Raw genomic sequence first — 26,566 nt, 5'->3', positions numbered from 1 at the left:
TCTGGAAAAGGCCACTAAGCCCTACCATACAACGATTTCCAGATTTATTTCATAGTCAATCTGTGTAGGTAGTTTGTAGAAATCCCTGATCGACTGACCCGGCGCCCCCTGCTGACGGGCAAACAGCTCGATAAGTTGCGGCTCCTTGATGTTGTAAAAATCGAGGTTTCTCTCTTTGCCGGCGACTGCCGCGCCGGCAAACAGGAGCAATGCAATACTGGTCAGCCTCATCATCCTTAAATCTCCTTGCTCGGAATGTTAATAAACGGACCCTGTGCACTCTCTCGCAGGCGCAAGAGAATGCCATTCGAGACTGACGGCATCCCGGCCGTTTGCAAACCGGATAAATGTAAGCAAATGTGGCCAGCCTCCCCCATCCCACCCTGGAGACCGCGTTCATGGCAAGTTCGAATGCCCAGAGGCATCACGAAAAAGCCCCGCGGGGCGGGGCTTTTCGGCAGAGTCAGGCCAGCTGGCAAGCGAATCAACCCAGCGCCAGCCAGACCCCGACGCCGAACATCAGGGAGCCGGCGATCCGGTTCATCAGGGTGACGTTGCCACTCTTGGCGAGGAAGTGGCGCAAGGTGCGGCCACCGCTGGCGTAGAGCAGCAGGCAGGAAAACTCGATGACCAGGATCAGGGCCACCAGGGCGCTGATCTGCGGCGCCATCGGCTTGGCCGCGTTGATGAAGGGGGGCAGCAGAGAGACCATGAAGGCCCACCCCTTGGGGTTGGCGATGGCGGTGACGAAACCCTGCATGGCCAGCGCCAGGGGACGGGTCTCCTGGGCCGCCGACAGATCCGCCGGGATGGCCAGCTTGCCTTTGGCCTGCCACATCTGGATGCCGAGCCAGATGAGATAGGCGCCGCCCACGTATTTGAAGGCGGCAAACAGCGCCGGGTAGTTGAGCATGACGGCCGCCACCCCGATCACCGACAGTACCGACACCAGGCCGACCCCGATGAGCTCCCCCCACATCATGTGCAGGGTACGGCGCACCCCCAGACTCATGCCGAGGGTCATCGCCAGGGTCATGCACATGCCGGGGGTCACGGAGACAAAAAAGAACGTGGGAATAAACAGCGCCAGAATGGCGGGATCGATCCAGTCGGACACACTACACCTCCATGGTAACAGACCGACGATCTTGCCTATCACATTCATTTAACACAAGAAAAAACCTTTTCGTTCAGCATGATTTCAGCCATAAAAACCTGTGGCAAGGTTTGTCGCGCCTGTGTAAGATGCCGCCTTGTTCCTCTTCTGGGTCAGGATCTTTCATGTCATTGAATAATCTCTCTATCCGTCTGCAAGTACTCATTCCTCTCCTGCTCGCCAGCCTGCTGATGATCCTGATGATCGGGATCGGCAAGCAGGACATCGACAGCGCCATCGGCGACATGAACGACACCACCGTCAGCGTGACCCGTCACAAGGACGACATCGCCACCCTGATCCACGCCACCTACCGGCTGCGCACCACCGCCATCTATGGCCTCTACGACCCCGAACGCTTTGCCACGCTGCCCGGTGACCTGACCGCCGCCGAGCAGGAGATCGGCTCCATCCTGGCCAGACTGGTCATCACCGGCGCCGAGCAGGACAACAGCCGGGTGGCGGCCGCCCTGCAGGCCTACCTCGGCCACACCCGCAACAACATGCTGCCGCTGCTGGCCGCCAAGCACCAGGGTAGCGGTGATCCCGCCGCCTATGAGCAGGCCCGCCTACGCTTTCGCGAGCTGGGGGAAGATCTCATCAAGCAGATCGATGCCATGTCGGCGCACATCAACCAGCTGATCCAGGATGAGATCGCCCAGGAACAGGCCCACTACCACACCACCCTGCTGCGTACCCTGCTGCTGATGGGGGCAGCCCTGCTGGCCGCCCTGTTTGGTGGCTGGTGGCTGTCCGGCCGGATAGTGCGCCCCATCGGCCAGCTGCAGCAGGTGATGCGCGCCGTGGCCCAGGGCCGCTTCAATGTGCGCGCCGCCGCCGACGGCGACAACGAGCTGAGCCAGCTGGCCGCCGACATCAACCAGACCCTGACCCAGCTTGGCAACACCATCCAGACCCTGACCGGCATCAGCGGCAACGTGGCCTCCGCCGCCACCGAGCTCGCCGCCGTGATGACCCAGTCCGAAGCCAACGCCCAGCAACAGCGCAGCGAGACCGAGCAGGTGGCCTCCGCCGTCACCGAGCTGGCCAGCACCGCCGACAACGTCAACCACAACGCCGCCTTGGCCGACGAGCTGGCGCGCGATGCCAACGACAGAGTCGAGCAAGGGCTGACGCTGTTTGCCGAGAGCATCCAGGCCAACAGCCGCATGGCGGGCAGCCTCGAGAGCGCCGCCGCGCAGGTGGCCCAGCTCAAGTCCCAGTCCGAGCAGATCGGCAAGGTGATCGAGGTCATTCAGGGGATTTCGGAGCAGACCAACCTGCTGGCGCTCAACGCCGCCATCGAGGCCGCCCGCGCCGGTGAAACCGGCCGCGGCTTTGCGGTGGTGGCCGACGAGGTACGCATGCTGGCGGCCCGCACCCAGGACTCCACCAAGGAGATCCAGGCCATCATCGAGCAGTTGCAGAGCCAGTCCCAGTCGGCCAACAGCGGCGTGCAGGAGACCCTCGCCATCCTGGCCCACAACCAGCAACTCTCCGGCGAGGTGCAGGCGCTGCTGGGCGGCATCACCGAAGCGGTCAACCAGATCAACGGCGCCAACGCCCAGGTGGCCACCGCCGCCGAAGAGCAGTCCTGCGTCACCGCCGACATCAACCGCAACATCACCAACATCCACGAGATCGTCAACCAGAACGCGGCCGGCATCAGCCAGAGTGCCGCCGCCAGTCACGAACTGTCACAGCTCGCCGAGCAGCAGCGCAAGCAGCTGGCCCAGTTCCAGCTGTAACCACGCCCTCGTGAGCACAGCAAGGCCCCGGATCCGGGGCCTTGCTGTTAATGGAGCTGACGGCTTGTTGTTGTTTTAAACGCTCTTTTTTATAACATGGCTTCATTGGGGGCTGGGCTACCTCACCAAATGTGGGTATGGTAGAGGCACGTCACTCCCCCTCATGCGAGATCATCATGAAGCTGTCCTTCAAGAAACCGGCCTTCATCGGCCTCGGGCTCATCGCCCTCGTCTCCGCCATCTGGCTCGATTTCTATCTGCCGGAGCACACCATCGCCACCATCACCGGGGTCGAGGTGAAACGTACCGACAAGGATGGTCCCATCAGCCAGAAGAACCCGGCCGACGGTCCCACCACCGACGTCTACTACATCTACACCGAGCGGCCCGGCGAGAAGATCCGAGTGTTCCGCAACGAAGACACCGAGTGGGGCTGGCCCTTCTACTTCAAGTTCAACGCCGCCGACGTGCAGGCCAAGGCCAAGTCGATGGAGTTCGAAAAACGGCTGGCCATCATCACCTCCTACGGCTGGCGCATCAACATGTTCTCCATGTTCCCCAACGTCACCAAGATTGAGAGCACCGAACCCGACGCCTCCACCTGGAGCTTCTTCCGCTGGTTCTGGTTCGGCATCTGGGCTCTGGTGATGGGCAAGGCTGCCATCGCCACCTGGCGCTACTTCGATCGGCTCGAGGACGAGATATGAGCGAAGCAGCTTGCCGGAGGAACGGACAATGAGTGAGCCGAGCAAGACGCGCACCAGCTTCTATCGCCGGCTCTACGTGGCCTGGCTCATCAGCCAGGGCACGGATACGGTGCCGGCCATCATGGAGGCAACCGGCATGCCGCGCCGCACCGCGCAGGATACGCTCAGCGCTCTGGCCGAGCTGGACATCAGCTGTGGCTTCGAGCAGACCGAGGGGGCTCGTCATCTGCAGGGGCACTATCGCATCAGTGACTGGGGGCCCATCAATCCTGCCTGGATCGCGGCGCAATTACCTGCCATCAAGGAGACGCTGGGGTATCCCTAATCAGGTCTCTGCCCACCAGAATAAAAGAGGGCCAGCCTACAAGGCTGGCCCTCTTTTATTTATCTGTGCCAAGGCTTCGGCCTTGCACCTATTCGGGGAAAGGCTCCTCTGGCAATGGATCCTGGGTCTCCCCCTTGGTGCAGTCGATGATGGAGCGCTTGGGGTTGTTGGGGTCGCGCAGCAGCAGGGGCACCAGCCCGGCATCGTGCTTCTGCTCGTCGGAAAACTCGCTGCCATAGGCGTTGTGAGTCAGACGCCGCGCATTGGCGATGGGGGTATCCACGAACAGGGCGTGCACCTCGAAGGTGGACGAGGGGATGAGAAAACCGCTGATGGGCAGACCGTGCAGATCCTGGCGGGTCTTGTACCAGGCAAAACCGTCCGTCACCTTGTAGGGGGTGAAGTGTTTGAGCTGCGGGTGCACCGGCTGGCCGGTCTCGCTGTCGAGATAGAGATCGTCCAGCTCGCAGGTCGCCAGCCCCTGCCACATCGATTCGAACGGCGTGGCACACCCCGTCAGTTGCAACCCGGCCAGCAGTGCCAGCCCTGTCTTCCACATCGCTTCGCCCCTTCTTGCAAGAGTGGAACTGCGTTCAGTCAAAGGCCCGCAGCCGCGTGACCAGCAGATCGATAAAACCGGCCCGATCCAGCCCCAGCAACACCAGCGCATTGGCCGCTTTGCCGGTCAGACCGTAGCGATCCACCACCGTCATGCCGCTAGTATGGGTGCCGCCGGTCTCGATATCGACCCGACACTCGACCCCGTGAAACAGTGCGGGGGCCAGCAACCAGGCAATGGTACAGGGGTCGTGCAGCGGCGCGCCAGCAAATCCCCACTTGGGATCCCGGTGGTAGATCATGAAAAAGTCGAGCAGCCCGGCCACGCACTGGGCCACCGGATTGGTGATGGCGCGCACCCGCGCTATGTCCTCGTCCATCACCTGCGCCTCGTGGGTCACGTCCAGCCCGCACATGGTGATGGGGAGCCCCGACTTGAACACCATATCGGCCGCTTCCGGGTCCACATAAATGTTGAATTCCGCCGCCGGGGTCCAGTTGCCTGGCCCCGCCGCGCCGCCCATCAGCACGATGCGAGCGATCTTGGATTTCAGCTCGGGGTGGGCCGCCAGCAGCAAGGCGATGTTGGTGAGCGGGCCGGTCGGCACCAGGGTCACGGGCTCAGGGCTCTCGCGCAGGCACTTGGCCATCAGCTCAAGGGCGGTCATGGCCACGGGGGCAAAGGCCGGATCAGGCAGTTTGGGGCCATCGAGACCCGATTCGCCGTGGACGTTGTCGGCGATGATCAGCTCGCGGGCCAGCGGCTTGGGGGCCCCCGCCGCCACCGGGATATCGTCACGCCCCAGCAGGGTCAGGATGCGCAGGGCATTGTTGAGGGTCTTGTCCGGCGTCTGGTTGCCGGCGCTGGTAGTGACCGCCAGCACCTTGAGTTCGGGGCTGGCAAGCGCCAGGATGAGGGCGATGGCATCATCGTGGCCGGGATCGCAATCGAGAATAACGGGCAACGCCATGGACGGACTCCTTACAACATGACAGGGAGCCATACCTTAGCAAGCGGCGGCAGGATTAACTCTGGAGGGAGTCACAAAACGCCTTGGCCAAACAGATCAATCACTTGCCGCCGGCACTCACACCGATTCGCCGCGCTTCGCCGGTTCGGGTATGATCCCCCTCCCTTTTCAGACCGTGCGCCCCATGTCCGTCATCGTCGACACCTTCATCGCGCCGCCCTGTGCGGCCACCATCGAGATCCTGTTCGAGGATGAGCACCTGCTGCTCATCAACAAGCCAAGCGGCCTGCTGAGCCTGTCGGGCAAGAACCCGCAGAACCTCGACTCGGTGCACCATCGACTGGTGCAGGCTTACCCCGGCTGCGCCCTGGTCCATCGCCTCGATTTTGGCACCTCAGGCATCATGCTGGTGGCCAGGAACAAGGCCATCAACGCCCTGCTCTGCCGCCAGTTCAGCCAGCGCACGGTGAGCAAGGCCTACAGCGCCCTGCTGTGCGGTCACCTGGCCGAAGAGGAAGGGGTGATCGATGCCTCCATCGCCAAGGATCCGGCGCTGTTTCCGCTGATGAGCATCTGCACCGTCAACGGCAAACCCGCCCGCTCCCGCTATCAAGTGATTGAGCGGCTAGCGCAGCAGATTCAGGGACAGACAGTGCCGCTGACCTGGGTCAGACTGGTGCCGGAGACCGGCCGCACCCATCAGCTGCGCATCCACAGCCAGCAGCTGGGCCATCCCATCCTGGGTTGCGATCTCTATGGCGGCCTGCTGCCGCCCGGTTGCGAGCAGGCGCCGCGGCTGATGCTGCACGCCAGTGAACTCGATTTTGTCCATCCGGTCAGCGGCGAGCCGATGCAGATCCGCAGTGAGGCGCCCTTTGCGCAAGCACTGGCGGCCATGACGGGGCAACAGGGGTAACCGGAGAAATGAAGGGGCAGACAAGCAGAAGAGGGGCAAAGCGGTAAACGGCGGATAAAGATAGGGGCCGTGCTTTCGCAACGGCCCCCACCCCCCACTCGGTGTGGTGCTATCAGATCAGCTTGCGGGCAGCGCCCAGTACGATCTTGATGGCATCAGATTCGGTTTTCGCCATGGTCTCGGCGTTCGGGATTTCCTGCTGGGTACGGTTGACGATGACGCCAGCCACCATACCGGCACGCAGGCCCTGGCTGGTGCACATGGTCAGCAGGGTGGCAGATTCCATCTCGTAGTTCAGCACGCCCATGGCTTGCCACTCTTTCATGGAACCCTGGAAACGGCTCACGACGCGGCCGGATACGGTGTCGTAACGCTCCTGACCCGGGTAGAAGGTATCGGAGGAGGCAGTCACACCGATGTGCAGCTTGGAACCCAGCTCTTTGGCGGTGTTGACCAGCGCGGTGGTGCAGTCGAAGTCGGCCACGGCCGGGAACTCCATCGGCGCGAAGTGCAGGCTGGCACCGTCGAGGCGCACGGAACCGGTAGTGACGATCACGTCACCCACGTTCAGGTGCGGCTGGATGGCGCCGGTGGTGCCGATGCGCAGGAAGGTACGGATGCCCAGCTGAGCCAGCTCTTCCACCGCGATGGAAGTGGACGGGCCGCCGATACCGGTGGAGCAGATGATCACGGCCTTGCCGTCCATCTCGCCGCGCCAGGTAGTGAACTCACGATGGCTGGCCAGGTGCACCGGGTTATCCAACAGCTCTGCGATGCGCTTCACGCGCTCGGGATCACCAGGGACGATCGCCAGGGTGGCGCCTTGCAGATCCGCTTTCTTCAAACCCAAGTGAAATACATCAGACATAGTGGACTCCTGGTTGCTCCCCACCAGCATGGTCAGGGGGCAAGTTAAGATGATTCTTTATGGTACTTTCAAGCCTTCACTCCCCTCGTCGGGGAGGCGCCAACTATGGTCGAAAGCGCTTTCCAATTCCTTGAAGCATCTCACACTTCCTTGCATTGACAGTGACAAATTCGGCGCAAAACGTTTGCTAACCTGATGAATTAATTGAAAAACGTTTTTCTGCCCGCGAACGGGCAAGGACCCTTGTCAATCCCTGTCGCGACCCATGTTTCCGGTACGTGATCGAGTCCATAAAGTTGCAATGCAGATACCATTGACCCCTTTTCATCCCCTCTGACGATGTTATGTTGGCGCCCGCATACCACTTAATGGCTAATAAAACGGAGTCCATCATGGCGACATTCAAGTTCTACATTCCCGCAATCAACCTGATGGGGGCAGGCTGTCTGCAAGAGGCGGCAGCCGATATCAAGGGTTATGGCCATCGCAAGGCGCTGATCGTCACCGACAAGATCCTCAACCAGATCGGCGTGGTCGCCAAGGTCGCCGGCCTGCTGGCAGAACATGGCATTGAAAGCGCAGTTTTCGACGAGACCAAACCCAACCCGACCATGACCAACGTGGAAGCGGGCTTGGCCATGCTCAAGGCCAATGGCTGTGACTGCGTCATCTCGCTGGGGGGCGGCTCGCCTCACGACTGCGCCAAGGGGATCGCCCTGGTGGCCGCCAACGGTGGCAGCATCAAGGATTACGAAGGGGTGGATCGCTCCGCCAAGCCGCAGCTGCCGCTCATCGCCATCAACACCACCGCTGGCACCGCCTCCGAGATGACTCGCTTCTGCATCATCACCGACGAGGCCCGCCACGTGAAGATGGCCATCGTCGACAAGCACGTCACCCCGCTGATGTCGGTCAACGACCCCGAGCTGATGCTGGCGAAACCCGCCGGCCTCACCGCCGCCACCGGCATGGATGCGCTGACCCACGCCATCGAGGCTTATGTCTCCACCATCGCCACCCCGGTGACCGATGCCAGCGCCATCATGGCCATCCAGCTCATCGCCAAGCACCTGCGCACCGCGGTCAATCAGGGCGACGATCTGCACGCCCGCGAGCAGATGGCCTATGCCCAGTTCCTGGCCGGCATGGCTTTCAACAACGCGAGCCTCGGCTACGTGCACGCCATGGCCCACCAGCTGGGCGGCTTCTACGACCTGCCGCACGGGGTGTGCAACGCCGTGCTGCTGCCCCACGTGCAGGCCTACAACGCCCAGGTGTGCGCCGGCCGGCTCAAGGATGTAGCCCGTCATATGGGGGTGGACGTGAACGCCATGAATGACGAGCAAGGGGCCGCCGCCGCCATTGCCGCCATCCAGCAGCTGGCTCGCGATGTCAAGATCCCGGCCGGGCTGGAGCAGCTCGGCGTCAAGGCCGATGACTTCAACCTGCTGGCCGAGAACGCCCTGAAAGATGCCTGCGGCTTCACCAACCCGAAGCAGGCGAGCCACGAAGAGATCGTCGCCATCTTCCGCACCGCCATGTAAGGGCGCAATTGGCAGAAAGGGTCGCATGGCGGCCCTTTTTATTGGCTGATGGATCAATGGCTTTTTACTTCCGTAGAGGGAGCCGGTATGATTTGCCGAGCTTAAAAAGACTTGAATGGATGATCTGAACTCGATATGCGGATGAAACACCTGATTGCCGCGGCCCTGACCGCCCTCACCCTGTCTGGTTGCAGCCTGGTCTATCGCATCGATATTCCTCAGGGCAACTATGTGGAACAAAAACAGGTCGACAAACTGCGCCAGGGCATGACCCGCGAGCAGGTCGAGTTCGTGCTGGGTTCCGCCATGCTGCGCGACGGCTTTGACCCGAACACCTGGTATTACCTCTATGAATTCCAGCCGGGGCGCGGTGAGAAAGAGCGCAAGGAGCTCACCCTGACCTTTGCCAACGACAGATTGGCCACGGTCACCGGCGACTTCCCGCTGCCAGCGGCCTTCCATACCCCGCTCTGATCCCATCCACAAAACCGGCCTCGCGCCGGTTTTGTTTTATTTGACCACCACCATCCCATCTTAGCGAGGGAGCCTCCATGCACCAGCCCAAGAATCCCCATACCCACGGACGACTCGATGGCAAGACCTTGGCAGCCCTCGTTGAACTTGGGAGGCCAGCATGAGCCGGATCCTGATCGCCGGAGCCAGCGGCCTTATCGGCCGCGAGCTGGTGCGACAACTGCCAGCAGAGCACCAACTGACCCTGCTCTGCCGCAAGCCCGGGCAGCCGCAACCCGCCCGCCACTGGCTGCCAGTCAATTTCGATATGCTGGCCGAGGTGAATCTGCCCGAACCGGTGGATCTCGCCTTCTGCTGCCTTGGCACCACCCGCAAGGAAGCCGGCTCGGCCGAGGCCTTTCGCCGGGTCGATCTCGACTATGTGCTGGCCTTTGCCGAGCTGGCCCGCCGCCACGCCTGCCAGCGACTGGTGGTGGTCTCGAGCCTGGGGGCCAACCCGCACTCCCCTGCCCTTTATCCCCGCACCAAGGGGGAGATGGAGCAGGCATTGCTGGCCCAGTCCTGGCTACGACTCGCTATCGTGCGCCCCGCCATGTTGCTGGGAGATCGTCAGCCGCCGCGCCGCTCGGAGCAGTTTTTCCAGGCCATCTACCCGTTGCTGAAGCCGCTCCTGGTTGGCAGGTTGCGCCGCTGGCGCGCCATCGAGGCCGGCCAGGTAGCCCGCGCCATGATCACCCTCTCCCGCCAGCCCGCCGGCTGCGAAGTGGTCGAGAACGAGCGACTGCTCCAGCTGTAGCCAAGCGCCTCAACTTGGCAGGTGGATGACGGGATCAAAAAAGGCGCCAAGGCGCCTTTTTTATATGCGGTGTCGTGCCAGTGCTGACACTTTTTATACGAAGTATCCTGCCTGCCAATGCAGGTATTTAGTCAGACTGTTTGCGATTGGCATTGGGACGGCCACCCGTGACCACGTCGGCACGTCCCTCTTCCTTGGCCTTTTCCGCGCGCTTCTTGCGCATCTCCTTGGGATCGGCGATGAGCGGACGGTAGATCTCGATGCGATCGCCATCTTGCAGCAGCTCGGAGCCCTTGACCGGTCGGCTGTAGATGCCGAACTTGTTGACCGTCAGATCGATCTCGGGGTGTTTTTGCACAATGCCGGATTGCTCGAGGGCGGCCAGCACCGAGGTCTGTGCAGGCACCCGCAGGCGCAGCACCGTCTGCCGCTCGGGCAGGGCGTAGACCACTTCGATGTTGAGTTGATCAGGCACCGTACACCACCTTGGCGCGGTTGGAGAAGGCGAGCACCATGGAGCTCACCAGATCGCGGAAGATCTGGCCGAAGGCCAGCTCGATGAGTTTGGAAGTGAACTCGAAGTCGAGATCGAATTCCACCTTGCAGGCATCCACGTCCAGCGGCGTGAAGGTCCACCAGCCCGCCAGCTTGCTGAAGGGCCCCTCCACCAGCTCCATCTTGATCTGCCGGTTGGCATCGAGCAGATTGCGGGTGGTAAAGGTCTTGGCAATCCCGGCCTTGGCCACATCGACCGAGGCCGTCATATAGTCATCGCCGGTTTCGTGGACACGGCTGCCGACACAACCGGGCAGGAACTCCGGATAAGCGTGAACATCATTGACCAGCCTGAACATCTGTTCGGCGCTGAACATCACCAGGGCACTGCGAGTAATACGGGGCATGGCTTTTCCTCATCCAATCGCCGCGATTTTATCATCATGTTTCATCTTGTGGAGGTAAAACCTCGGTCAAACTGCTCATAAAGCCATCAGTTGACCCGCTGCGCGTTTTACAGCCGCCCTTGCCCACGTATAATGCCCTCCTCCCAGTCATTGCCGGAAATCGCCCGTCATGAGCAAAAAAAACAGTAAAAACAAAGCCGGGTCCAACACCATTGCACTCAACAGAAGCGCGCGCCACGAATACTTCATCGAAGAAAAGATCGAGGCGGGTCTGTCCCTGCAAGGGTGGGAAGTCAAATCTCTGCGGGCGGGCAAGGCCAACATCAGCGAAGCCTATGTCATCTTCCGCGATGGAGAGGCCTACCTGTTCGGCTCCAGCTTCCTGCCACTGCAAGCGGCCTCCAGCCATGTGGTGTGCGACCCGACCCGGACCCGCAAACTGCTGCTGAGCCGCCGTGAACTCGACAAGCTCGAGAGCCTGATCGCCCGCCAGGGCTACACCGTCGTTCCCCTCGCTCTCTACTGGAAACAGTGCTGGGTCAAGGTCGAGATCGGCCTGGTGAAAGGCAAGAAAGAGCACGACAAGCGCGAAGACACCAAGGCCCGCGAATGGGATCGGGAAAAAGCGCGCATCATGAAGAACAAGCACCGCGGTTGATGGTGCGCCGCCTGCCGGGCGCCGCCCAATAAACCAGCAATCGACCGGCCAAGGCCGGTCGATTGCCATCAACGCCTTGCCATGACAGGATTTTTGCGTACAATCGCTCTTAACAACTTGGGGCTGATTCTGGATTCGACAAGATTCACGAAACCCAAGGTGCATGCCGAGGTGCGGTAGGCCTCGTTAATAAACCGCAAAAAAATAGTCGCAAACGACGAAAACTACGCACTCGCAGCTTAATAACCTGCGCTGAGCCCTTCTACCCTAGCTTGCCTGTGTCCTAGGGAATCGGAAGGTCATCCTTCACAGGATCGTGTGGAAGTCCTGCTCGGGGCGGAAGCATTAAAACCAATCGAGCTAGTCAATTCGTGGCGTGTCTCTCCGCAGCGGGTTGGCGAATGTAAAGAGTGACTAAGCATGTAGTGCCAAGGATGTAGTAATTTTGGACGGGGGTTCAAATCCCCCCAGCTCCACCAATTTAACTAGGACACCGACAGGACAAACCCAGAAAAAACAGCCACTTAGCAAAAACATAGCGACAGTGACTGGACCAAAACTGGAATCGAAATGATCCACTGGTGATCCAAGAGCAAGAAAGCCTGCAGAAATGCAGGCTTTTTTCTTTTCTCCCCTCCAGGCATAGAAAAGCCCGCACAGTGGCGGGCCAATCCGAATCCTTCCGCGTCACACTGACGCGGTGGCTTCATCGCGTAGTTTTTCCAGAATGCGCGCGATCTTGCTCTCCTCCTCAGGCGCCAGGTCCAGCGTCTCAACAAACTCTTCCAGTTCGCTTAGTAGTGATTCCATCCGATTTCCCCCTTGCTCTCCCAGTCTCTCGACTGTGAAATACTGTATACACATACAGTAAACTTCTTGAATTTATCATTTTCGGACTGATTTGGGTATTAAAAATGGGGCCGCAGCCCCATCAGTATCAGTCAGCCTTGTCAGGCATCATGCGCTGGATCCTGTCAACAAGCGCCCTGCGATCCTGAGGACAGAGGTCGATAACCTCCAATTCCCCCAGCAGGGCATTCAACTCAACCTGCAGTTGGGCGGCGCTCATTGCAGACCTCCCATGAACTCGGTGACGAAGTCTGGCATCACAAATGTCACGCCAAGGGTACTCATCATCAGGCCATCCATCACCCCAATCCCGGCCTCTGAAAGCCAGCATGTGTGGTCATCAATTACAGTCAGGCACATGTACAGCTCTGTCAGTTTAGACGCAGTGATTTTACTTCCGCCCTCGCCATAAAACTCAGCTTCGAGCGTGCAGCTCATTGTCCACTCAATATCCTCCAGTGTGAGCAGCTTACTGACAGTGCCATTGTTGAATGCCCTACCGTTGAATAACAGGTACGCAGCAGCCAGCGTTGTTCTTGCCGCACTCAAAACAATTGGGGGGCTTTCACTCATGCTGAGAGCCAGTGACACAGATTGCATGGCATCACGAAACCCCGACAGGCGTCTTTCCTTCTCACCGTCACTGACGCTATCTCTGAATCTAAAAACTGGGTAAATAGGCTGGCTGCTCATGCGGCCCCCTTGATCACTTTGTCCTGGGTGAACAGACCGTCCCAATCCTTCTTCATGGGGAGCTCACCTTTCAGGTAGATCTGATAGATCCGTACTGCCCCCTTCTGCAACAACACAGGCGTGAAATAGATGAAGGGGTCGAAACCATGCCGCTTCTGCTCATGCTGCTCCTCGGTGAGGTAGGTGTCACGGGCGTAAGATGCGGCGCGCCAGCGCTTGCCGGAACGGCTTTCGTTGTACAACCAGCCGCGATCTTCAAAATAGGCGCACACCTGCTGAGAGTTGACGCCGTTGAGCATCTTGCAGAACTGTGGGATGGTCATACCCTGGCGGAACAGGCTCTCGAGTGAGTCGATCTGCGCTTGCTGTTGCTTGTTCTCAATAGCCAGTACCTGACCGCGCTCGTACTCCTCAGCCCAAGCGCGAGCGGCGGCGGCCGGGTTGCTGAAGTCAGGCAGGTTGGCGGCCGGTGCGCCATAGCTGCCTGTCTTGCGAATGCTCGGCAGCACTTCGGAGGTGACCCAGCGTTTAAAGCGTTTGGCTTCTAATTTCGTGCTGCCGAAGATGGCTTGATAGAGGCCTGACTCATTTATAAGTGATTGATTGACATAGTTTCCTCCAATTTGGAGCACCCTCTTGTTCTTGTCATCTTCATCAATCAGCTTGTTCATGTTGTTGGTTTGCGCATACCCCAGTACGGCGGCAACATCGCTGGCCACAAACCAAGGCTCGCCCTGTTCGTCGGTGATGATGCGGATCTGGTAGTTCTCGAAAGACTTCATGATCAGGCTGCCGCCGTCATTCTGCGGCCCTGCCAAAACTTTGGTTTGCTGATGAAGGTTCATGCCGCACCCCCAACTTCCAGCAGTGTGATGATCTCGCCAATGGCCTTCATGCCGGCGTCGTTGTAGCGGAACGACTCCACCTGCTTGGGCGAGTTTGGCGATTTGTCGAGAAACACCTTGCCGTATTGCTCGGTTTTCAAGCCGTGCTCATTGGCGAGGCGGCCCACCTTGTTGGCGCTGATACCAAACCGCTCACCCACCTCCGTGGCTGTGTAGTAATGCTCAGTGAGCAATGGCAGCGGAATAATGTCAGCGCCCGCCACTGGGTTAACCAGTGACGCGGTAATGGTTTGGCGAGACACATCACTCAGGTGGGGGAGCAGATTACAGATAGCTTGGGCGTTCTTGATCTGCTGATCGAGCGCTTGGGCGCGCAACGTGACAGCCTTGGCCAAGCGCATGTCATCCAGCGCGACCTTGGCCGCCTTGCTGCCCGAGAGCTCAACCGCCTTTTCAATGTCGCCGTGGCGCAGCGCTTGAGCTGCGGCATAGACCTGCACTTCAAATGAAGCATCGATCCAACCGGCGTACTTCATGGCGACCAACTCTACAGCCCAGGTGCCGCCGTTGCGGCCCTTTATAGATTTAAATGCAGCGATACCTGCACTTTCTGAAACGACACGGGCAAACTCTCGGTTTGTTTCTGCATCAAAGAATGCCCCCGGACGCTGGCTCTCGGTCGCCTTACCCAACGCCATAGCGGCCTTGTGTAGATCGTTGAGGCAGTACATGCCGTCAGCCTTCACTGCGATAGAATGGCTCTCGATAACGATGGCATTGACTTTCGTTTGTCTATCCGATTGATGTATAGTCATACCGTAGTCCTTACTTTGCTGGTTAGGTTTACATCCCTCGGCCTTGGCGGCTCCACCCGTCTTGGCCGAATTCTTTCTGCTAAAACTTGAACTCATTCAGGTTTACCTCTCCCCTTTTTACCAGTGCATCCAGTACCGCCAGTCTGTACATCACCTCTGCTGCCAGCGTCCTGAAATGTTGGTCTGCATTCTCGCTATACTCCGCGATCATCGCTGGCGTCATGCGTATCTGTATTGGTTTTTTCTTCTCGCTCTCCACCTTCTTCCTCTCTTGGTTGTCGTTTCGACATGATGAAGATAATCCAACAAATCACCGCATGCAATGATTTTTCAATACCATATGTGAAACGAAGCGCTTTGACTCTCATGCGCTGCATGGTAAATACTTGTCGCCATTGAAAAATGCTGATGACTATCCCAATCGGCACATTAGGACCAGTTATGGCTATCGAGAAAAAATCAAAGAAGAACACTACTAGCGTTAACCTCTCATTGAGGCTAGATCCGCGCTCTAAGTACCTGATTGATCTAATGGCAAGACATCAGAAGCGGACGATTACAGGGGTGATTGAGTGGGCTGTTGAACGCGCCGGTGCTGAAGCCATCTTCGATATCGAGCGCGGCGATAGCTTTTTAGAAGTGATTGATAGGTTATGGTCAACCGATGAGTCGGTTCGCTTGGCTAATCTTGCTATGGCTCGCCCTGACCTCCTGGATTACGACGAGCTCAGAATCTGGGAAACCATCAAAGCATCCCCGGATCTTTGGAGTACCAGTGGTCAACTATTGTACTCAACTTTGCAGGAAGAGTGGGATGGCCTGTTAGAGCACGTTGAACAGCATCGACTAAGTCGTGCTGTTAAACCCTATTTGATTTTGTGATGGAGATCACGAGTGGAGCCGCATAAGGATTTCGTTGGTGATAACACGTATCAAAAAAGGAACGCCAGGAAACACAAAATCCGCAATATCATTGAGATAAAAAAAGATGAGTCAGCGCTGCCGTGCTATAGCAAAGAGCAGTATGATGCCGACGCCATCGAGGCAAAGGCAAATATGTACGGGTGTTTGTTTGGCATCGCATTTATAGCTACGCTAGTGCTATTTACGTTGGCAACCTCATACATTTGTGAACTGCTGGCACCAAACAATAAAGCCCTACCTTCTCAAATAGTAGGTATATCTGCGTTGGCTATCATCACTATTTATTTGGCTCGAAAAATGACGACCATGGTGAAGAATCTAGTGGGCGCAGTTATATCAATAGCGCCAGCTTTGACTATGAGTGGCATTCTGCTAGCCTCCATTGCTTACCTATACTTGGGGTTTATTGGCATTTCATATTTTATTGGGTATGGTTACGCCACTCTAGCGATGGTCGTAATATTGCTCTTTAGAATGGCCCCGATAATACCCATTGCCGTATTCTTTGGTGCTCTTCATGGCCTTGGCTGGCACTGGATTGCATCACTTGCAGCTGCATTGCCTGGTGTGGCGTTATTTTCTGCCTTTGGCGTCGTAGGGTTGTTTTCATTGCTCAGAGGAAGGTAGTTCACCCCCTCCAGTGCCGCCCAAACATCGCGAACATGGCGCCGGTGATGATCCACACCCCCAAGAAGGTGTCTGTGCTACCGATCAGGCAGGCGATGATAAACCCCATTGCCACCCCCTCCATAATGCGGCCAGCCAGAAACCATAGCACCTCTTGAATTCCTTCGACACACTCTCTCACCGTCATAACTCGCTCCCTGAAAATACCCCCAGCTTACATCTGTCACTGGGGGTCAGCCAGGGCCGCGATTAATCGGCGAAGCGCCCCTCCTCTCTCAGGTATTCGCGGTTGCGATTGAGGTATACCCCGCCCTGAGTGCGCTCGTTGCTGCGAAGCTTTGACTTAAACGACAACGCCAAGCTCTTGCCGGTGATGCGCTCGCGAGGGTGGTGGATGGCATTGAACATCTTGATGCGCTCCAGTACCTCTTGCACCTCGTCCATCTCACCGCTTTTGCGGGCCATGTAATAGTCGGTCAACAACTGGGAGCGCTTATCCGCGATGCGCTTCTCCTTGCCCTTGATGTATTCGCGGGCGTCGTAATTCTTGGCCATTTGGGCGCTACCGAAACCCAGCCCCTGCATGGCGACGTTCCAGGTCGCAACATCATCCATGATGATGTCGCCTTTGATGGTCTGCTCCCCCTCTGTCGCTTGGCGATAGGACTTGGCAACGTCGCGAATCGACTTCGGCAACATGGTTTCCAGCCCGCGCTGAATATGGCCATCCGTCATCTGCCCTGTGCCCCGCGCCAGGTTGATGCCAATCCCGGCAACCGGGCCCAGCAGTTGCTGAACAGCGTGCCATGCCAGATCGTCCCCTTCGGTGCCCTCCTTGGGGCTACGCCACCACAGATCGCCCAGCCCGGTACGGCCGGCAATGCTGAGGTTGGTCAAGGCATCCATTGGACCTTTGGCTAGCAGCTCCCCGGCGCGGGGCCCGAGCGCTTCCGTCAGTGCCAGGCGGAATGACGCTTCACCGCTGCGGTCATCATCGTCGTCTAGCCCTGCCGCTATCGCGTAGGCGGCAAAGGTCAGTGGAGTTGGCAATCCCATCACCCCCGCCATCACCCAGTGGGTGGCGAGCACGCCACCAAGGGTCTTGGCTGCAAGCTTGCCATCGGCAATCGCTCTGAGGTCATCTTGCGTCAGCTCCTTGCCAAGCACTCCCTTCTTCCAAGCCTTCAACGACCCAGCTTTGGCTGCTTTGATTGCATTGGAGTAAATAACGTAGGTCATCATCTGGCTGTAGATCTTGAACTGGGTCAGCACCTTGGTGATGTCGTTGCGCATATAGCGCGGACGGTTGCTGGCGGCGTAGTTGCCGTGGCCGTCATACACCATTTCAGCCACCCGGTCAGCGTATTGCTGGCCATTGAGCGTCGGTTCCGCCTGCTTGAGCAAGCGGTATGCCGCCAGGGCGGCCACCTCCCGGTTGAGCACCTCGGCGTTGTGGAAGGTGGCCCCCGCCCAGCGCATGGCTCGGCGCCAGCGTTTCCCCATCGGCTTGGCATCTTGCTGGTCGGTGTCAGCCTTGGCAGCAATGCTGTGCGCCTGGGTGAGATCCAGCGCCCCTGCACGGTAAAGCCTATCCAGGATGGCCCGCTCATCCGCTGGCAACGTGGTAGAGCGCGTCAGTGAGTGCCACGCTTCGGTAGTGCCAGCCTTGAATTTACCGTGCTTCACATAATCCCCCAGCGCCTGGGTCATGGCGGCAGCAGACTTCGCAAAACCATATTTGGCGCCCAGCTGGGGCAGCATCACGGTGAAGTTCTGGGTCATGTTGACCACAGCAGAGGCAACCGAGGGGCCGATGTAGTAGAGAAAGCCGATATTACCGGCAGAACCCGCCCACGCCTTGCCGGTCGGGTTCATGTTCAGGTCATGGCGCTTGTTCATCTCATTGAGCACCTGCTGAGCTATCTCCAGGTCTTCTGGCTTGAGGCTGCTTGGTTCACCTGCGACACCAGCCCGGATCTGCTCGCTCAGCTTGTCCAGCTCCCCCTGCATCTTGTGGCCATAGCGGATCTTGGATACGTGGCGGGCATAGTGGTAGACGCTGTTGAGGTAGGCTCGGTGTGCATCTCGGCTGGCCCCCTTCACCCGACGGCGGTGAATGGCATGCTTGGCGTAGGAGGCATCCGGCATCATGCGCAGCATCGCCTGCCATATCTCGTCTTTCAAGGCGCTCTTACTGACCCCATCGGCGCTATCGAGGAAGCTCAGCATCTCCATGCCGAGCTGGTTCGCGTTGGCGCTATCGCCACCGCCCTCCTCTTTGACCGTCATCACCGCGTTGTAACCGTCACGCTGGTACTGCTTAACCGCCTGTTCGGCGTCGGCTCGTCGCTCAAAGTGCTCGCGGACGTACTCGTCCCCCTTGCGAGCCTTAACCACGTAGTCGCCGTAGCGGGTCAGCGGGAAGTAAGGGCCATGCTGCAGGGCGTGCTCCATCTTCTGGCGCATCTCGGCAGCCATGGCACGCCCTTGGTTTACACCTAGCAAATCCTCCAGTCGCTGCTCAATCGCACCACGCAGGGATTCCCATTGCTTGGTGTAGGTGTCCTGCATGGTGTCGTAGAGAGCCTTGGCATTGGCTGGCAGCGCGTTGTACTGCCTGGCCAGCTCGGAGTGATTGCGCTCGATGATGTGAAGCTCTGCTTCATAGGCTGCTTTGGTCTCCGGTTTCTTGGCTCGTTCTACCTTCTGTTTGGCCTCCAGGTAGTAGCTGTTCTCATCGAGTGACTTGTCAGGGTGCAAGCGGGCCATCGTGGCATCGTGCATCAGGTTGGAAAGATCAGCCTTTTCCTGCTTGCCAAGTGCATCCCACAGAGGGTCTATCCGGGTTTCTGCATCCAGCAGAATGTCGTTGCGATCAGCCTCCATCTGGGTGCGCAAGCGCTGATACTGGGATACAGCCCCGCCCGTGATATCTCGGTAAACTTGGTCAATCTGCAGGTCGGTCAAGGTCCCAAGCATCAACGGTCGCCCCTGCTTGAGCCAGTTTTTTACTGAGCTAAGAGCAGCTCCGGCTTGGTAGACCGCCTTTTGCTTGATGGATTGCTCAAGAGTTTTAGAGTCGTCGGCTGCGGTATTGGTTTGGCTAAAGCGGACATCCGGGTTGGACTTGGAATATTCGCCATTGTTTCCGATGGCAGATTTAATTTGCTCAGGGGTAAAAACTACGTATTCGAGGCCATCACCAATGATGGCACCATCATGCCCATTCGCTCTGGCCTCGCGCAGATAATTACCTTGCTCTTCGAGGCTCATCTCGTCCAGATAGACTGGATTATTCAATTTCAGGTAGACGGGAATGATGTTGGCATTAGGTCGATTTTCGGCGTAATCGTTGGCGAGTGTCTTGTCGGGGGTAAAGAAAAATCCCCCGGCGTCTTTTTCTCTACCATTATCTTCACCATAATAGAACGATTGATTCTCGACCGCATCACGCGTATTAAACGCAGTAATATCTGATTCTGTTGCGTGATAAACAACAACTGGATTGCCCGCACCATCTCGCATCAGGCTATTCCCAAACCAACGCCAGAAGTTGCGAAGCCCCTCCTCGGTTTGGTGGATTGGCTGCCCATCATGGTTTATGGTCGGTCTCTCCACTCCGCTAACATCAAGGGTTTTTCCAACCGAGTCTTGGCTTATTTCTGTTGGAAGATCTACCTCCTGGCTGAATTTCTTGTCGCCGTCCGGACCATTATCATCCGGCCCGGAACGCTTGAGCTTCTTGCCCAACCCTTCGATGAGGGAGCGGGTCTCCGCGGCGGTAATGCCATCAGGTACAAAGCCGACCGCACGCAGCGCCCGGGTGACCCAGGCCACAACCCGATCCCAGCCACGGCCCCAGGCCCCCTGCTCGACTTCGGCGAGGTGGGCCACCACTTCCTCGGCTTGGGTGCCGATGTCCTCATCGGCGTAATGGGTGTTCACCCAGTCCCACACCGGCTTCATGCTGGGGTCCTTCTGGGACTGGATGAGGCGGCTCATCAGCTTGGTGTATTCCCCGTCACCCAGGACATTGGCCAGGCCATAGTGGGCCAGCACCTCATGGCGCAGGATCTCGCGCATCCGCTTGGGATTGGCGATGGTATCCGCGGCCACATGCAGGGTTCCGCTGTCATCATCAAAGGCGGCGCGGCGGATCAGGCCATCTTGTGCCGCCAGCCCCAGCGCCTTTTCCAGCTCGGCCTGGGTAGCGTGGATCTGCACATCAATACCACTGGCTCCACGGTACTGCTTGAACCACTCCTTGGTTACCAGCTCCGCCTCCTTGCTGGTCAGGTGTGTCGCCGGCTTGTCCCCCTGGGCCATGGCCTGCTTGGAGAAGCGGATTATGCGTTCAGGCTTGTCATCCTTGGCTGGCTCATCGGCTTGCTTGCCGATCACCTCCTTGTCACCCCGGATATTCTGGCGGCTGCGCTCACCGCTGCGAATGCCCTTGCCAACGGCCTTGATCAGGCTATCGAGCTCGTGCTCCCTGATGGGACCCTTGACCAGCCCCACCTTGCGCAGCAGGCGGCTGAGCAGGGTCTTGATGTCGTTCCAGGCCTGGATAGAGCGGGAGGGCAACGCGCGTTCGGCGAGATGAGCAAACACCTCTTCCGCCTGGTGCAGTGCGCTCTGCTTGCCATAAAAAGAATCGCCCGCAATCTGCTGCCAGACTGGGGCGATCCATTTCTCCTGCTTGGCGTCGATCAGCTTCTGGAGAAGGGCCTCTTTATCGCTTGGCGTAAACGTGTCCAGACCGTAGTGGCCCAAGACCTCATGACGTAAGGTAGTGACGACTTCCGCTTTTGCTCTTTCTGCGCCTCCCACACCCTGTTCATCTCGTGACGCTGGTCTGAACGACTGATCCAGAACGGGATCTCCAGATACCCCTCCTTCTCCCCCATCTCCTTGGTGAATATCCTGACCGAGCCTTCCCGCTCGGCGGGTGATGCTGTCGGCGAAGAGATGGACCTGCTGCTTGCCGGGGAGGTATCCCCCGTCGCTCCATCCGATTTGCTCGGGGCTGCCTTCTGGTCCATAAAGATCCTCTTGAGTTTGACCAACAATAAAATCGAGTGACCGAGCCCCTTTATACTCAGCCCTGAAATCCGACACAATCCCGGCAACCTCATCCGCCGTCAAGCCAGCCTGCTCGCCCACGGCGGCAACCCGTTGCTGCGACATCCGCACCCGGTTGGGCCGCGTTTCTGGCTCGCCTTCCACCGGCGGGGCCGCCACGATATTGGGATTATCCTTGCTGCGCTCAAACTTGGCTGGTTGGCTAGGATTGCGCACCCGATCAACCGTGTCGGCCAGCACCTGCGGCTTGACGCCATCCAGCCGCCAGCGGGCATCGTCCGGGTTATCCCCATGCTCCAGACCCAGCTCATCGGCCACTGCAATCGCCTCGTCATCGGCCAGGGTGCTGGCATCGACGGGCGCAACCTCGGCGCGGGCCTCCTCTATCATCCGAGTCGGCGCACTGCCAGCCATCTCTTCTCGCTCACGGCGCAACTGGATATAACGCTCGAGATCCATCTTCTCTTGGCCTGCCTGACGAGCCCCCTCATTGGCTACCGCGGCACCGGTGCGACGCCCGCCATTGCCATTCATCTCGTGCCGGCCAGCCAACTGCAAATCCGCAATGGTACCGCCGAGGTTCTGGTGGCGTTTTTCCAACTCATTTATGGTCATCCCGCCAAAGCGGTTGTCCATGCGCCCAGCAAACTCGCGCTCAGACTGTTCCCAGCGCTCCTCGCGAGTCGGCACGGGGTCCCCCTTCTCGAAAGCCCTCCGGTAGGCCTCCCGCGCCCTGTCAATAGCGCCCTCTTTGGTGTTGGAGGTAAACCAGCCAGCCCCAACAGCAGATCGGTACTTCCAGCGTCCGGCATGCTCCTTCAGCAAGTCGCGATCAATAAGATCTACCTCGGTTGGCTCCGGAACTACCCCACCTCGAGCAGCCTCGACCAGTGCCGAAGGCTCATTGGCGGCCGGAGCAGTAAGGCCTCGCACCTTGGCAGTGAACGACTTGGCTACTACCAGGCCACCCTTACCCGGGATCGCCTTCACGCCGCTCTCCTTGGCCCACTGCTTGATGGCCGGCACCTCGCCTTTCAGGGTGATGGTGCCATCCGGGTTATCAATGGCTTCCGCCCACGGCGTTGGTGCGGCGGCAGGCTCCGGCGCCACTGGCTCTGGTTGTGCCACCCCAGATACAGAAGCCCCGGCATCAGTGGCCGGGGCTGTCAGTGTTGGGTCATTCTGCTGCTGTCCATCTGGTGCAGGTAGAGCAGGAGGGAGACCTGTCGGATCTCCGGTTCCAGTTCGCTTGGTGAGTCCGGCAGAGGCTGTTCCAATGCCCGCTGCAGCTGGTTCGCCTGCGCCAGGCTGATCGCGTTGTCCTTCACTGCTGATTGCAGGTACTGGGGTAACTGGCTCATTGCTCACCTCTGTCTGGGGTTGGTTGACGGGGATCACCTCGCGGTATCCGGTATCGATAGCTGGTACTAATTGGCTGGCCTCGCCCGCTGTGGCAGACGGTGCCGGAACTGTTTCAGCGCTTACGCTTGCAGCTGGCTGATCAGATGGTTGATTCGGGTCGGTGACACTGATGTCGTCGAGTTGTGGGGCGCTTGATTGCGTGGTTGCAGCCGCCTTCACCTGCTCGACTTCGGCGATCTCGGCCACCCCGAAGCCGCCGCCATTGAGCGGCACCGGCATCTCCTTGCCCTTGCGGCTGGCCATGGCGGCCTCTTTCTCGCTGCCAAACGGCTTGCCACGCTTGGTGATACGCAGGGACTGGAGCGGGCCAAATACCGAATCGGTGGCACTGCCTGCCTGCTCGATGGACTGCGCCACCGGGCTGCGCGGATCGCGGGTGGACTGCTCGCCCATGCTGGTATCGACCTGATCCCGTGACAGCCTGGGCGGGGTATAGGCGCTATTGCGCGGGTCAGCGCCCGGTGTGCCCCCGGCAAAGATGGTCTCTGACTGACCGATCTGCAGGGGCTGGTTGTTCAGCTCGCGCTCACGGCGGGCCAGATCGGCGGCCCGTTGCTGCTCGGCGCGCAAGTCATTGCCATAGACCACATTGCGGTGCGGCAACTCGTTACCCACCTCGCGGGCCTCACCCTCAATCACCGCGCCCGGCAGCTCGCCAGCGGGCTTGGTGGAAGATGCCTCTGGCGGCAACACATCCCCCTCCTGCCCGCTCTGCCAGCTGGTACGCTCACCACCTCGGAATTGCGGGCCGGGGCCAGCCTGTTGGTCATCGTGATCCCCAGGTGCGGCCACTGCCTCCCCCTTGGGTTTAGCATTGGCATCGCCCGCAAAGATCACATCCTTGAGCGGCAGGGCTAGGCGCTGGTTCTCCATGGCTACCTGCTGGGCGCTCTTGTTGCCTGCGAACGGGTCAAGCCCGAGCTCGCCAGCCTGAGCTCGCTCATAAAGGCTCTTGCCCTGATCGCCAGCCTTCATCTGGGAGGCAACCAGCTCCTGCACGGTCTGGCCGAACTCACCCGCCAAGGCGCGCTGCACCTCGCTATCAGCCGCCATCCCCTTGTAGCGATCGGCGGTATCGTCTTGACGCAGATAGGCGGGAACATCACGCAGCTCGTCAAACTGGCTGGCGCTGGGGCCGAGTGGGTTTTGATCGCTGCTTGCTTGCGGCGGATCGGCCAGGCCATCCACGGCAGCTTCTAGATCTGGGCTGGTCATCATGCCGGCAGCTTGCTCTGCTACTTGTCTTGCGGTGGCATCGTCAACACCGCGATTTTTCATAGATCGCTCAACAACCTCAACAGCCTGCTCTGGCGTCAGGTTATCCTTATTGGCATGCAGCACTTTGGCAAATTTTGCAGCAGCACCTCCCATTGCCCCACCGGCCATGACACCACCCGCCGCGCCATGTAGACCAGCGTCCAAGGTGCCGGCCATTGGCTCCACCAACTGCTTACTTGCCATCTGGTTCTGAGTGGTGTTGCCTACATACTGCTGCAGCCATTCCTCACCAAATTCACCAGGAGCTTCGGTTGCGGCCCCTTTCAGCATGCCACGGACAGCACCGCCAGCACCTGAACCAAGCATTGTCTTCACGATGGTTGCGTCACCAAGCATGGTCCCCATCGCAGCGGCAGCAATGGTCTCCGGCTTTGACTTCGCCATGCTTGACGACAGTTCTGCGTATCGTCGCTGCGCCTCTTCGACCTTTGCGGCCCCATCAAGCTCGGCAAATTCTGGGTCTTGGCTGACCTTCTTCAATTCCCCAACAAAGATTGGCGAGTCGATCAAATCCATTGGGTTGCTATTGATAGCCGTTTCATAAGCGCCATCACCGGCCTGGCCCACTGACATCCCCATGCCAACACCAAGGCCAGCGGTTGGATTCTTGGTGATAGCGGCCGTGGCCACAGTCGGTATTAGCGAACCGACAGCTTGCGCCGCAACGCCTGCCCATGCTGCCGGGTCCCCGGCCCCTCGCCCAAGCTGGCCACCCTTGAAGAGCTCTGGGTTGCTCATTGCCTCCTGCATATCTGGTGAGGTTGATTCAATGATTCCCTGGCCAACCTCCTTGATGGGCTCACCAATAAACTTTGCTGTCGGCTTTATCGCTTTGTCTGCAATGTCACCAATAACTTCCGCTCCCTTCAATGGCTCAGCAAGCGCAGATAAACCTGGCAGCGCCGCTACAGTCAGATCCTTATTTTGACCATCACCTTTCGGCAGAGACCCGCTGTCCTGCAGCTCTTTTACCCGCTCGGAAACCCGCTGGCGCTCTTTACCTTCTGGGTCGAAAGTGTCATTCAACCAAGTCAGGGCAGTATCAATGACCCCACCCTCTTCAACCTTGTTCATCGTTGGATCAACAAGACCACGGGCTCCGCGAGCAATGTCGCCAGCACTTAGATTCGAGATCAGAGAGCCGGTCCCCTTTACCGCAGCACCAGCGATCCCTTTGGCGACATCGATGCCCCCCACCTCAAGGTTACGCTGGCTGAGCTTGTCATCCCAGTAGGCATCGAATTCGTTGGTTTCCGCCATGATATCCTCGGATTTTTTGCAAAAGAAAAGCCCCGACCGGAGAACCGATCAGGGCTTGATATGGTGAGTGCTGGCCAATGAACAGATTGGCCGAGTATGGAGAGATGCTAACGCTGGCAGGCTAAATGTTCAACCAGCAGCGGTGGTTATAATCACTGCTTCCCGCCACCCATTATCGCCTCGTAAGCCGACCGCTGGCGTTGCGTCTTGATGATGGACTGGTATTCATTTTCAAGCTGCTCGGGTGTATAAGTGGAAAAGTCAAAGCCGCGACTCACTGCTGAGTCAATAAAGCTCTGCTTTCTCTTATCACCACCAACCCACCCATTTACTTGCTCAGGTAGCCTTGATCCAGTATCAGCTCCAGCACCGGGAGCGTCAGCCTTTTTACCACCCATATCAAATATTTCTTTGGTGTCGCTGATCTGTGTCTCTGCGGCCACTCGCTCTTCTTTAATTGCGGCCTGCTTATCTGGCTCGGTCATATCACTGCGCCGGATTTGGCTGATGGCCTTTGCCGTGTCTGCGTTGATTTTTGACACCGCACTCCTGAACCCCTTAAAGTCAGCCTGGGGCTTCATCCCTGTCTGCACAAGGTAGTTTTCCCATTGCTCTGGGTTTTGCTGGATCTGCTGGCTGATCTGGCGAGCCTTACCGAAGTATTGAATGAACTGCTGGGCGGTGAGCTCTTTGACAGGGTCGCTCGGGTCACCAGTTCGGCCCTCGGTTATAGGGGCATCTTTGACAGTTTCTTCACCAGTCTTTGGGTTGACATAGGTCACTGGGGCCTGAAGGAAGAAGGTACCGCGCCCAGTGGGCACCACTTCCACCTCTCCGTATGACTTAACTACTCCATCAGGCGTCATTGTTCCGATACCCTTTTCGAGATTGTTCCTGACCATATAGGTCAGAGATTTTTTCATCTCGGGAGTATTGATGGCGCCACGCATTTTCCCCATATCCCAGACCTTGGCGTCCGGGTTGTTAATGATTGCTTTCATCCCTTGATAAACAGTGTCAGAACTCCGGTGCCATTGCGGGTCACCAAACACGCGGTATGGATTTCGCCCAGCGGCATATTCATGGTTCAACAAAGCATCTTGCTCTGGTGTAATTTGCTCTCCTCGCCCCAGCGCTGCTGTCGCCAT

Annotated in this window: 25 protein-coding genes, 1 other RNA gene and 1 pseudogene; 11 read left to right on the top strand and 16 right to left on the bottom strand. The window is 58.6% G+C overall.

The window, feature by feature from the left end:
• Positions 1-69 precede the first annotated feature (69 nt).
• Together PG899_RS21875 and PG899_RS21870 are read right to left on the bottom strand one after the other, a co-directional pair.
• Positions 70-234, bottom strand: a pseudogene (locus PG899_RS21875) (DUF1460 domain-containing protein); the annotation flags it as partial.
• Positions 235-484: 250 nt separating this feature from the next.
• The gene (locus PG899_RS21870; RefSeq protein ID WP_011705371.1) at positions 485-1,117 is read right to left on the bottom strand and encodes a LysE family translocator; all 633 of its coding nucleotides are present in this window, start codon (positions 1,115-1,117) and stop codon (positions 485-487) included.
• A 164-nt stretch (positions 1,118-1,281) separates the two neighbouring features.
• On the opposite strand from PG899_RS21870, the gene PG899_RS21865 reads away from it, so the two are divergent.
• The 3 genes from PG899_RS21865 to PG899_RS21855 all read left to right on the top strand — a co-directional run bounded on the left by PG899_RS21865 (position 1,282) and on the right by PG899_RS21855 (position 3,936).
• On the top strand, positions 1,282-2,904 hold the full coding sequence (locus tag PG899_RS21865; protein ID WP_190283660.1) for a methyl-accepting chemotaxis protein: 1,623 nt from the start codon (positions 1,282-1,284) through the stop codon (positions 2,902-2,904).
• A gap of 176 nt (positions 2,905-3,080) precedes the next feature.
• Positions 3,081-3,611 carry a DUF1523 family protein gene (locus PG899_RS21860; protein WP_016350163.1) on the top strand — a complete coding sequence of 177 codons (531 nt, stop codon included), beginning with the start codon at positions 3,081-3,083 and terminating at the stop codon, positions 3,609-3,611.
• 28 nt (positions 3,612-3,639) lie between these two features.
• A complete protein-coding gene (locus PG899_RS21855) occupies positions 3,640-3,936 on the top strand; it encodes a winged helix-turn-helix domain-containing protein (RefSeq protein ID WP_029303501.1) in 297 nt (98 codons plus the stop codon).
• A gap of 88 nt (positions 3,937-4,024) precedes the next feature.
• On the opposite strand, the gene PG899_RS21850 is transcribed toward PG899_RS21855, so the two are convergent.
• Together PG899_RS21850 and rihA are read right to left on the bottom strand one after the other, a co-directional pair.
• Positions 4,025-4,495, bottom strand: coding sequence for a hypothetical protein (locus PG899_RS21850; protein WP_077097833.1), 471 nt, complete (start codon positions 4,493-4,495; stop codon positions 4,025-4,027).
• A 34-nt stretch (positions 4,496-4,529) separates the two neighbouring features.
• Complete coding sequence (gene rihA / locus PG899_RS21845) at positions 4,530-5,465, bottom strand: pyrimidine-specific ribonucleoside hydrolase RihA (RefSeq protein WP_016350161.1); 936 nt, start codon at positions 5,463-5,465, stop codon at positions 4,530-4,532.
• A 151-nt stretch (positions 5,466-5,616) separates the two neighbouring features.
• Here rihA and PG899_RS21840 point away from each other — a divergent pair, with 151 nt between their 5' ends.
• On the top strand, positions 5,617-6,381 hold the full coding sequence (locus PG899_RS21840) for an RluA family pseudouridine synthase (RefSeq protein ID WP_179101514.1): 765 nt from the start codon (positions 5,617-5,619) through the stop codon (positions 6,379-6,381).
• Between the two features lie 112 nt (positions 6,382-6,493).
• On the opposite strand, the gene udp is transcribed toward PG899_RS21840, so the two are convergent.
• Positions 6,494-7,249 (bottom strand): uridine phosphorylase, encoded by a 756-nt coding sequence (udp, locus tag PG899_RS21835; RefSeq protein WP_011705364.1) that lies wholly within the window; start codon positions 7,247-7,249, stop codon positions 6,494-6,496.
• A gap of 392 nt (positions 7,250-7,641) precedes the next feature.
• Here udp and yiaY point away from each other — a divergent pair, with 392 nt between their 5' ends.
• The 3 genes from yiaY (at position 7,642) to PG899_RS21820 (ending at position 10,063) form a co-directional block, all read left to right on the top strand.
• The gene (yiaY, locus tag PG899_RS21830; protein WP_024943859.1) at positions 7,642-8,793 is read left to right on the top strand and encodes an L-threonine dehydrogenase; all 1,152 of its coding nucleotides are present in this window, start codon (positions 7,642-7,644) and stop codon (positions 8,791-8,793) included.
• A gap of 135 nt (positions 8,794-8,928) precedes the next feature.
• Complete coding sequence (locus PG899_RS21825) at positions 8,929-9,267, top strand: outer membrane protein assembly factor BamE (RefSeq protein WP_011705347.1); 339 nt, start codon at positions 8,929-8,931, stop codon at positions 9,265-9,267.
• A 160-nt stretch (positions 9,268-9,427) separates the two neighbouring features.
• Positions 9,428-10,063: an NAD(P)H-binding protein gene (locus PG899_RS21820; RefSeq protein WP_077097827.1), complete on the top strand. Its 636-nt coding sequence runs from the start codon at positions 9,428-9,430 to the stop codon at positions 10,061-10,063.
• Between the two features lie 127 nt (positions 10,064-10,190).
• On the opposite strand, the gene PG899_RS21815 is transcribed toward PG899_RS21820, so the two are convergent.
• Positions 10,191-10,538 (bottom strand): RnfH family protein, encoded by a 348-nt coding sequence (locus tag PG899_RS21815; protein WP_011705345.1) that lies wholly within the window; start codon positions 10,536-10,538, stop codon positions 10,191-10,193.
• Positions 10,531-10,965 carry an SRPBCC family protein gene (locus tag PG899_RS21810; protein WP_011705344.1) on the bottom strand — a complete coding sequence of 145 codons (435 nt, stop codon included), beginning with the start codon at positions 10,963-10,965 and terminating at the stop codon, positions 10,531-10,533. The genes PG899_RS21815 and PG899_RS21810 overlap by 8 nt, the downstream gene beginning before the upstream one ends.
• 169 nt (positions 10,966-11,134) lie before the next feature.
• On the opposite strand from PG899_RS21810, the gene smpB reads away from it, so the two are divergent.
• Positions 11,135-11,623, top strand: a complete 489-nt coding sequence (smpB, locus tag PG899_RS21805) for an SsrA-binding protein SmpB (RefSeq protein ID WP_011705343.1) — start codon at positions 11,135-11,137, stop codon at positions 11,621-11,623.
• Positions 11,624-11,742: 119 nt separating this feature from the next.
• Positions 11,743-12,102, top strand: a transfer-messenger RNA (tmRNA) gene (gene ssrA / locus PG899_RS21800).
• Positions 12,103-12,310: 208 nt separating this feature from the next.
• Here the strand turns inward: ssrA and PG899_RS21795 are convergent.
• From PG899_RS21795 to PG899_RS21770, 6 genes are all read right to left on the bottom strand, one after another.
• Entirely contained in the window at positions 12,311-12,433 is a 123-nt protein-coding gene (locus tag PG899_RS21795) for a hypothetical protein (RefSeq protein ID WP_270697680.1), read from the bottom strand.
• 127 nt (positions 12,434-12,560) lie between these two features.
• Positions 12,561-12,692, bottom strand: coding sequence for a hypothetical protein (locus PG899_RS21790; protein WP_258039729.1), 132 nt, complete (start codon positions 12,690-12,692; stop codon positions 12,561-12,563).
• Positions 12,689-13,165, bottom strand: a complete 477-nt coding sequence (locus PG899_RS21785; RefSeq protein ID WP_109421869.1) for a hypothetical protein — start codon at positions 13,163-13,165, stop codon at positions 12,689-12,691. Before PG899_RS21785 ends, PG899_RS21790 begins: the two co-directional genes overlap by 4 nt.
• Positions 13,162-14,010 carry a BRO-N domain-containing protein gene (locus PG899_RS21780; RefSeq protein WP_270697679.1) on the bottom strand — a complete coding sequence of 283 codons (849 nt, stop codon included), beginning with the start codon at positions 14,008-14,010 and terminating at the stop codon, positions 13,162-13,164. The genes PG899_RS21785 and PG899_RS21780 overlap by 4 nt, the downstream gene beginning before the upstream one ends.
• Positions 14,007-14,921, bottom strand: coding sequence for a KilA-N domain-containing protein (locus PG899_RS21775; RefSeq protein WP_270697677.1), 915 nt, complete (start codon positions 14,919-14,921; stop codon positions 14,007-14,009). The genes PG899_RS21780 and PG899_RS21775 overlap by 4 nt, the downstream gene beginning before the upstream one ends.
• Positions 14,922-15,019: 98 nt before the next feature.
• Positions 15,020-15,202 (bottom strand): hypothetical protein, encoded by a 183-nt coding sequence (locus PG899_RS21770; protein ID WP_219143861.1) that lies wholly within the window; start codon positions 15,200-15,202, stop codon positions 15,020-15,022.
• A gap of 64 nt (positions 15,203-15,266) precedes the next feature.
• Between PG899_RS21770 and PG899_RS21765 the strand changes: the two genes are divergently transcribed.
• Positions 15,267-15,707: a hypothetical protein gene (locus tag PG899_RS21765; protein WP_146054086.1), complete on the top strand. Its 441-nt coding sequence runs from the start codon at positions 15,267-15,269 to the stop codon at positions 15,705-15,707.
• Between the two features lie 12 nt (positions 15,708-15,719).
• Entirely contained in the window at positions 15,720-16,376 is a 657-nt protein-coding gene (locus tag PG899_RS21760) for a hypothetical protein (protein WP_103857867.1), read from the top strand.
• Position 16,377: 1 nt separating this feature from the next.
• Here the strand turns inward: PG899_RS21760 and PG899_RS21755 are convergent, their stop codons facing one another.
• The 3 genes from PG899_RS21755 to PG899_RS21745 form a co-directional block, all read right to left on the bottom strand.
• Positions 16,378-16,563 carry a hypothetical protein gene (locus PG899_RS21755; protein ID WP_043162700.1) on the bottom strand — a complete coding sequence of 62 codons (186 nt, stop codon included), beginning with the start codon at positions 16,561-16,563 and terminating at the stop codon, positions 16,378-16,380.
• A 62-nt stretch (positions 16,564-16,625) separates the two neighbouring features.
• On the bottom strand, positions 16,626-25,418 hold the full coding sequence (locus PG899_RS21750) for a PLxRFG domain-containing protein (RefSeq protein WP_270697673.1): 8,793 nt from the start codon (positions 25,416-25,418) through the stop codon (positions 16,626-16,628).
• Between the two features lie 152 nt (positions 25,419-25,570).
• A partial coding sequence (locus PG899_RS21745) for a hypothetical protein (protein WP_270697671.1) occupies positions 25,571-26,566 on the bottom strand: 996 nt, incomplete at its 5' end.

It is taken from the genome of Aeromonas sp. QDB39, from assembly GCF_027707585.1.
In the GTDB taxonomy this organism is placed as follows: domain Bacteria; phylum Pseudomonadota; class Gammaproteobacteria; order Enterobacterales; family Aeromonadaceae; genus Aeromonas; species Aeromonas hydrophila.
This window is presented reverse-complemented; position numbering and strand designations above follow the sequence as displayed.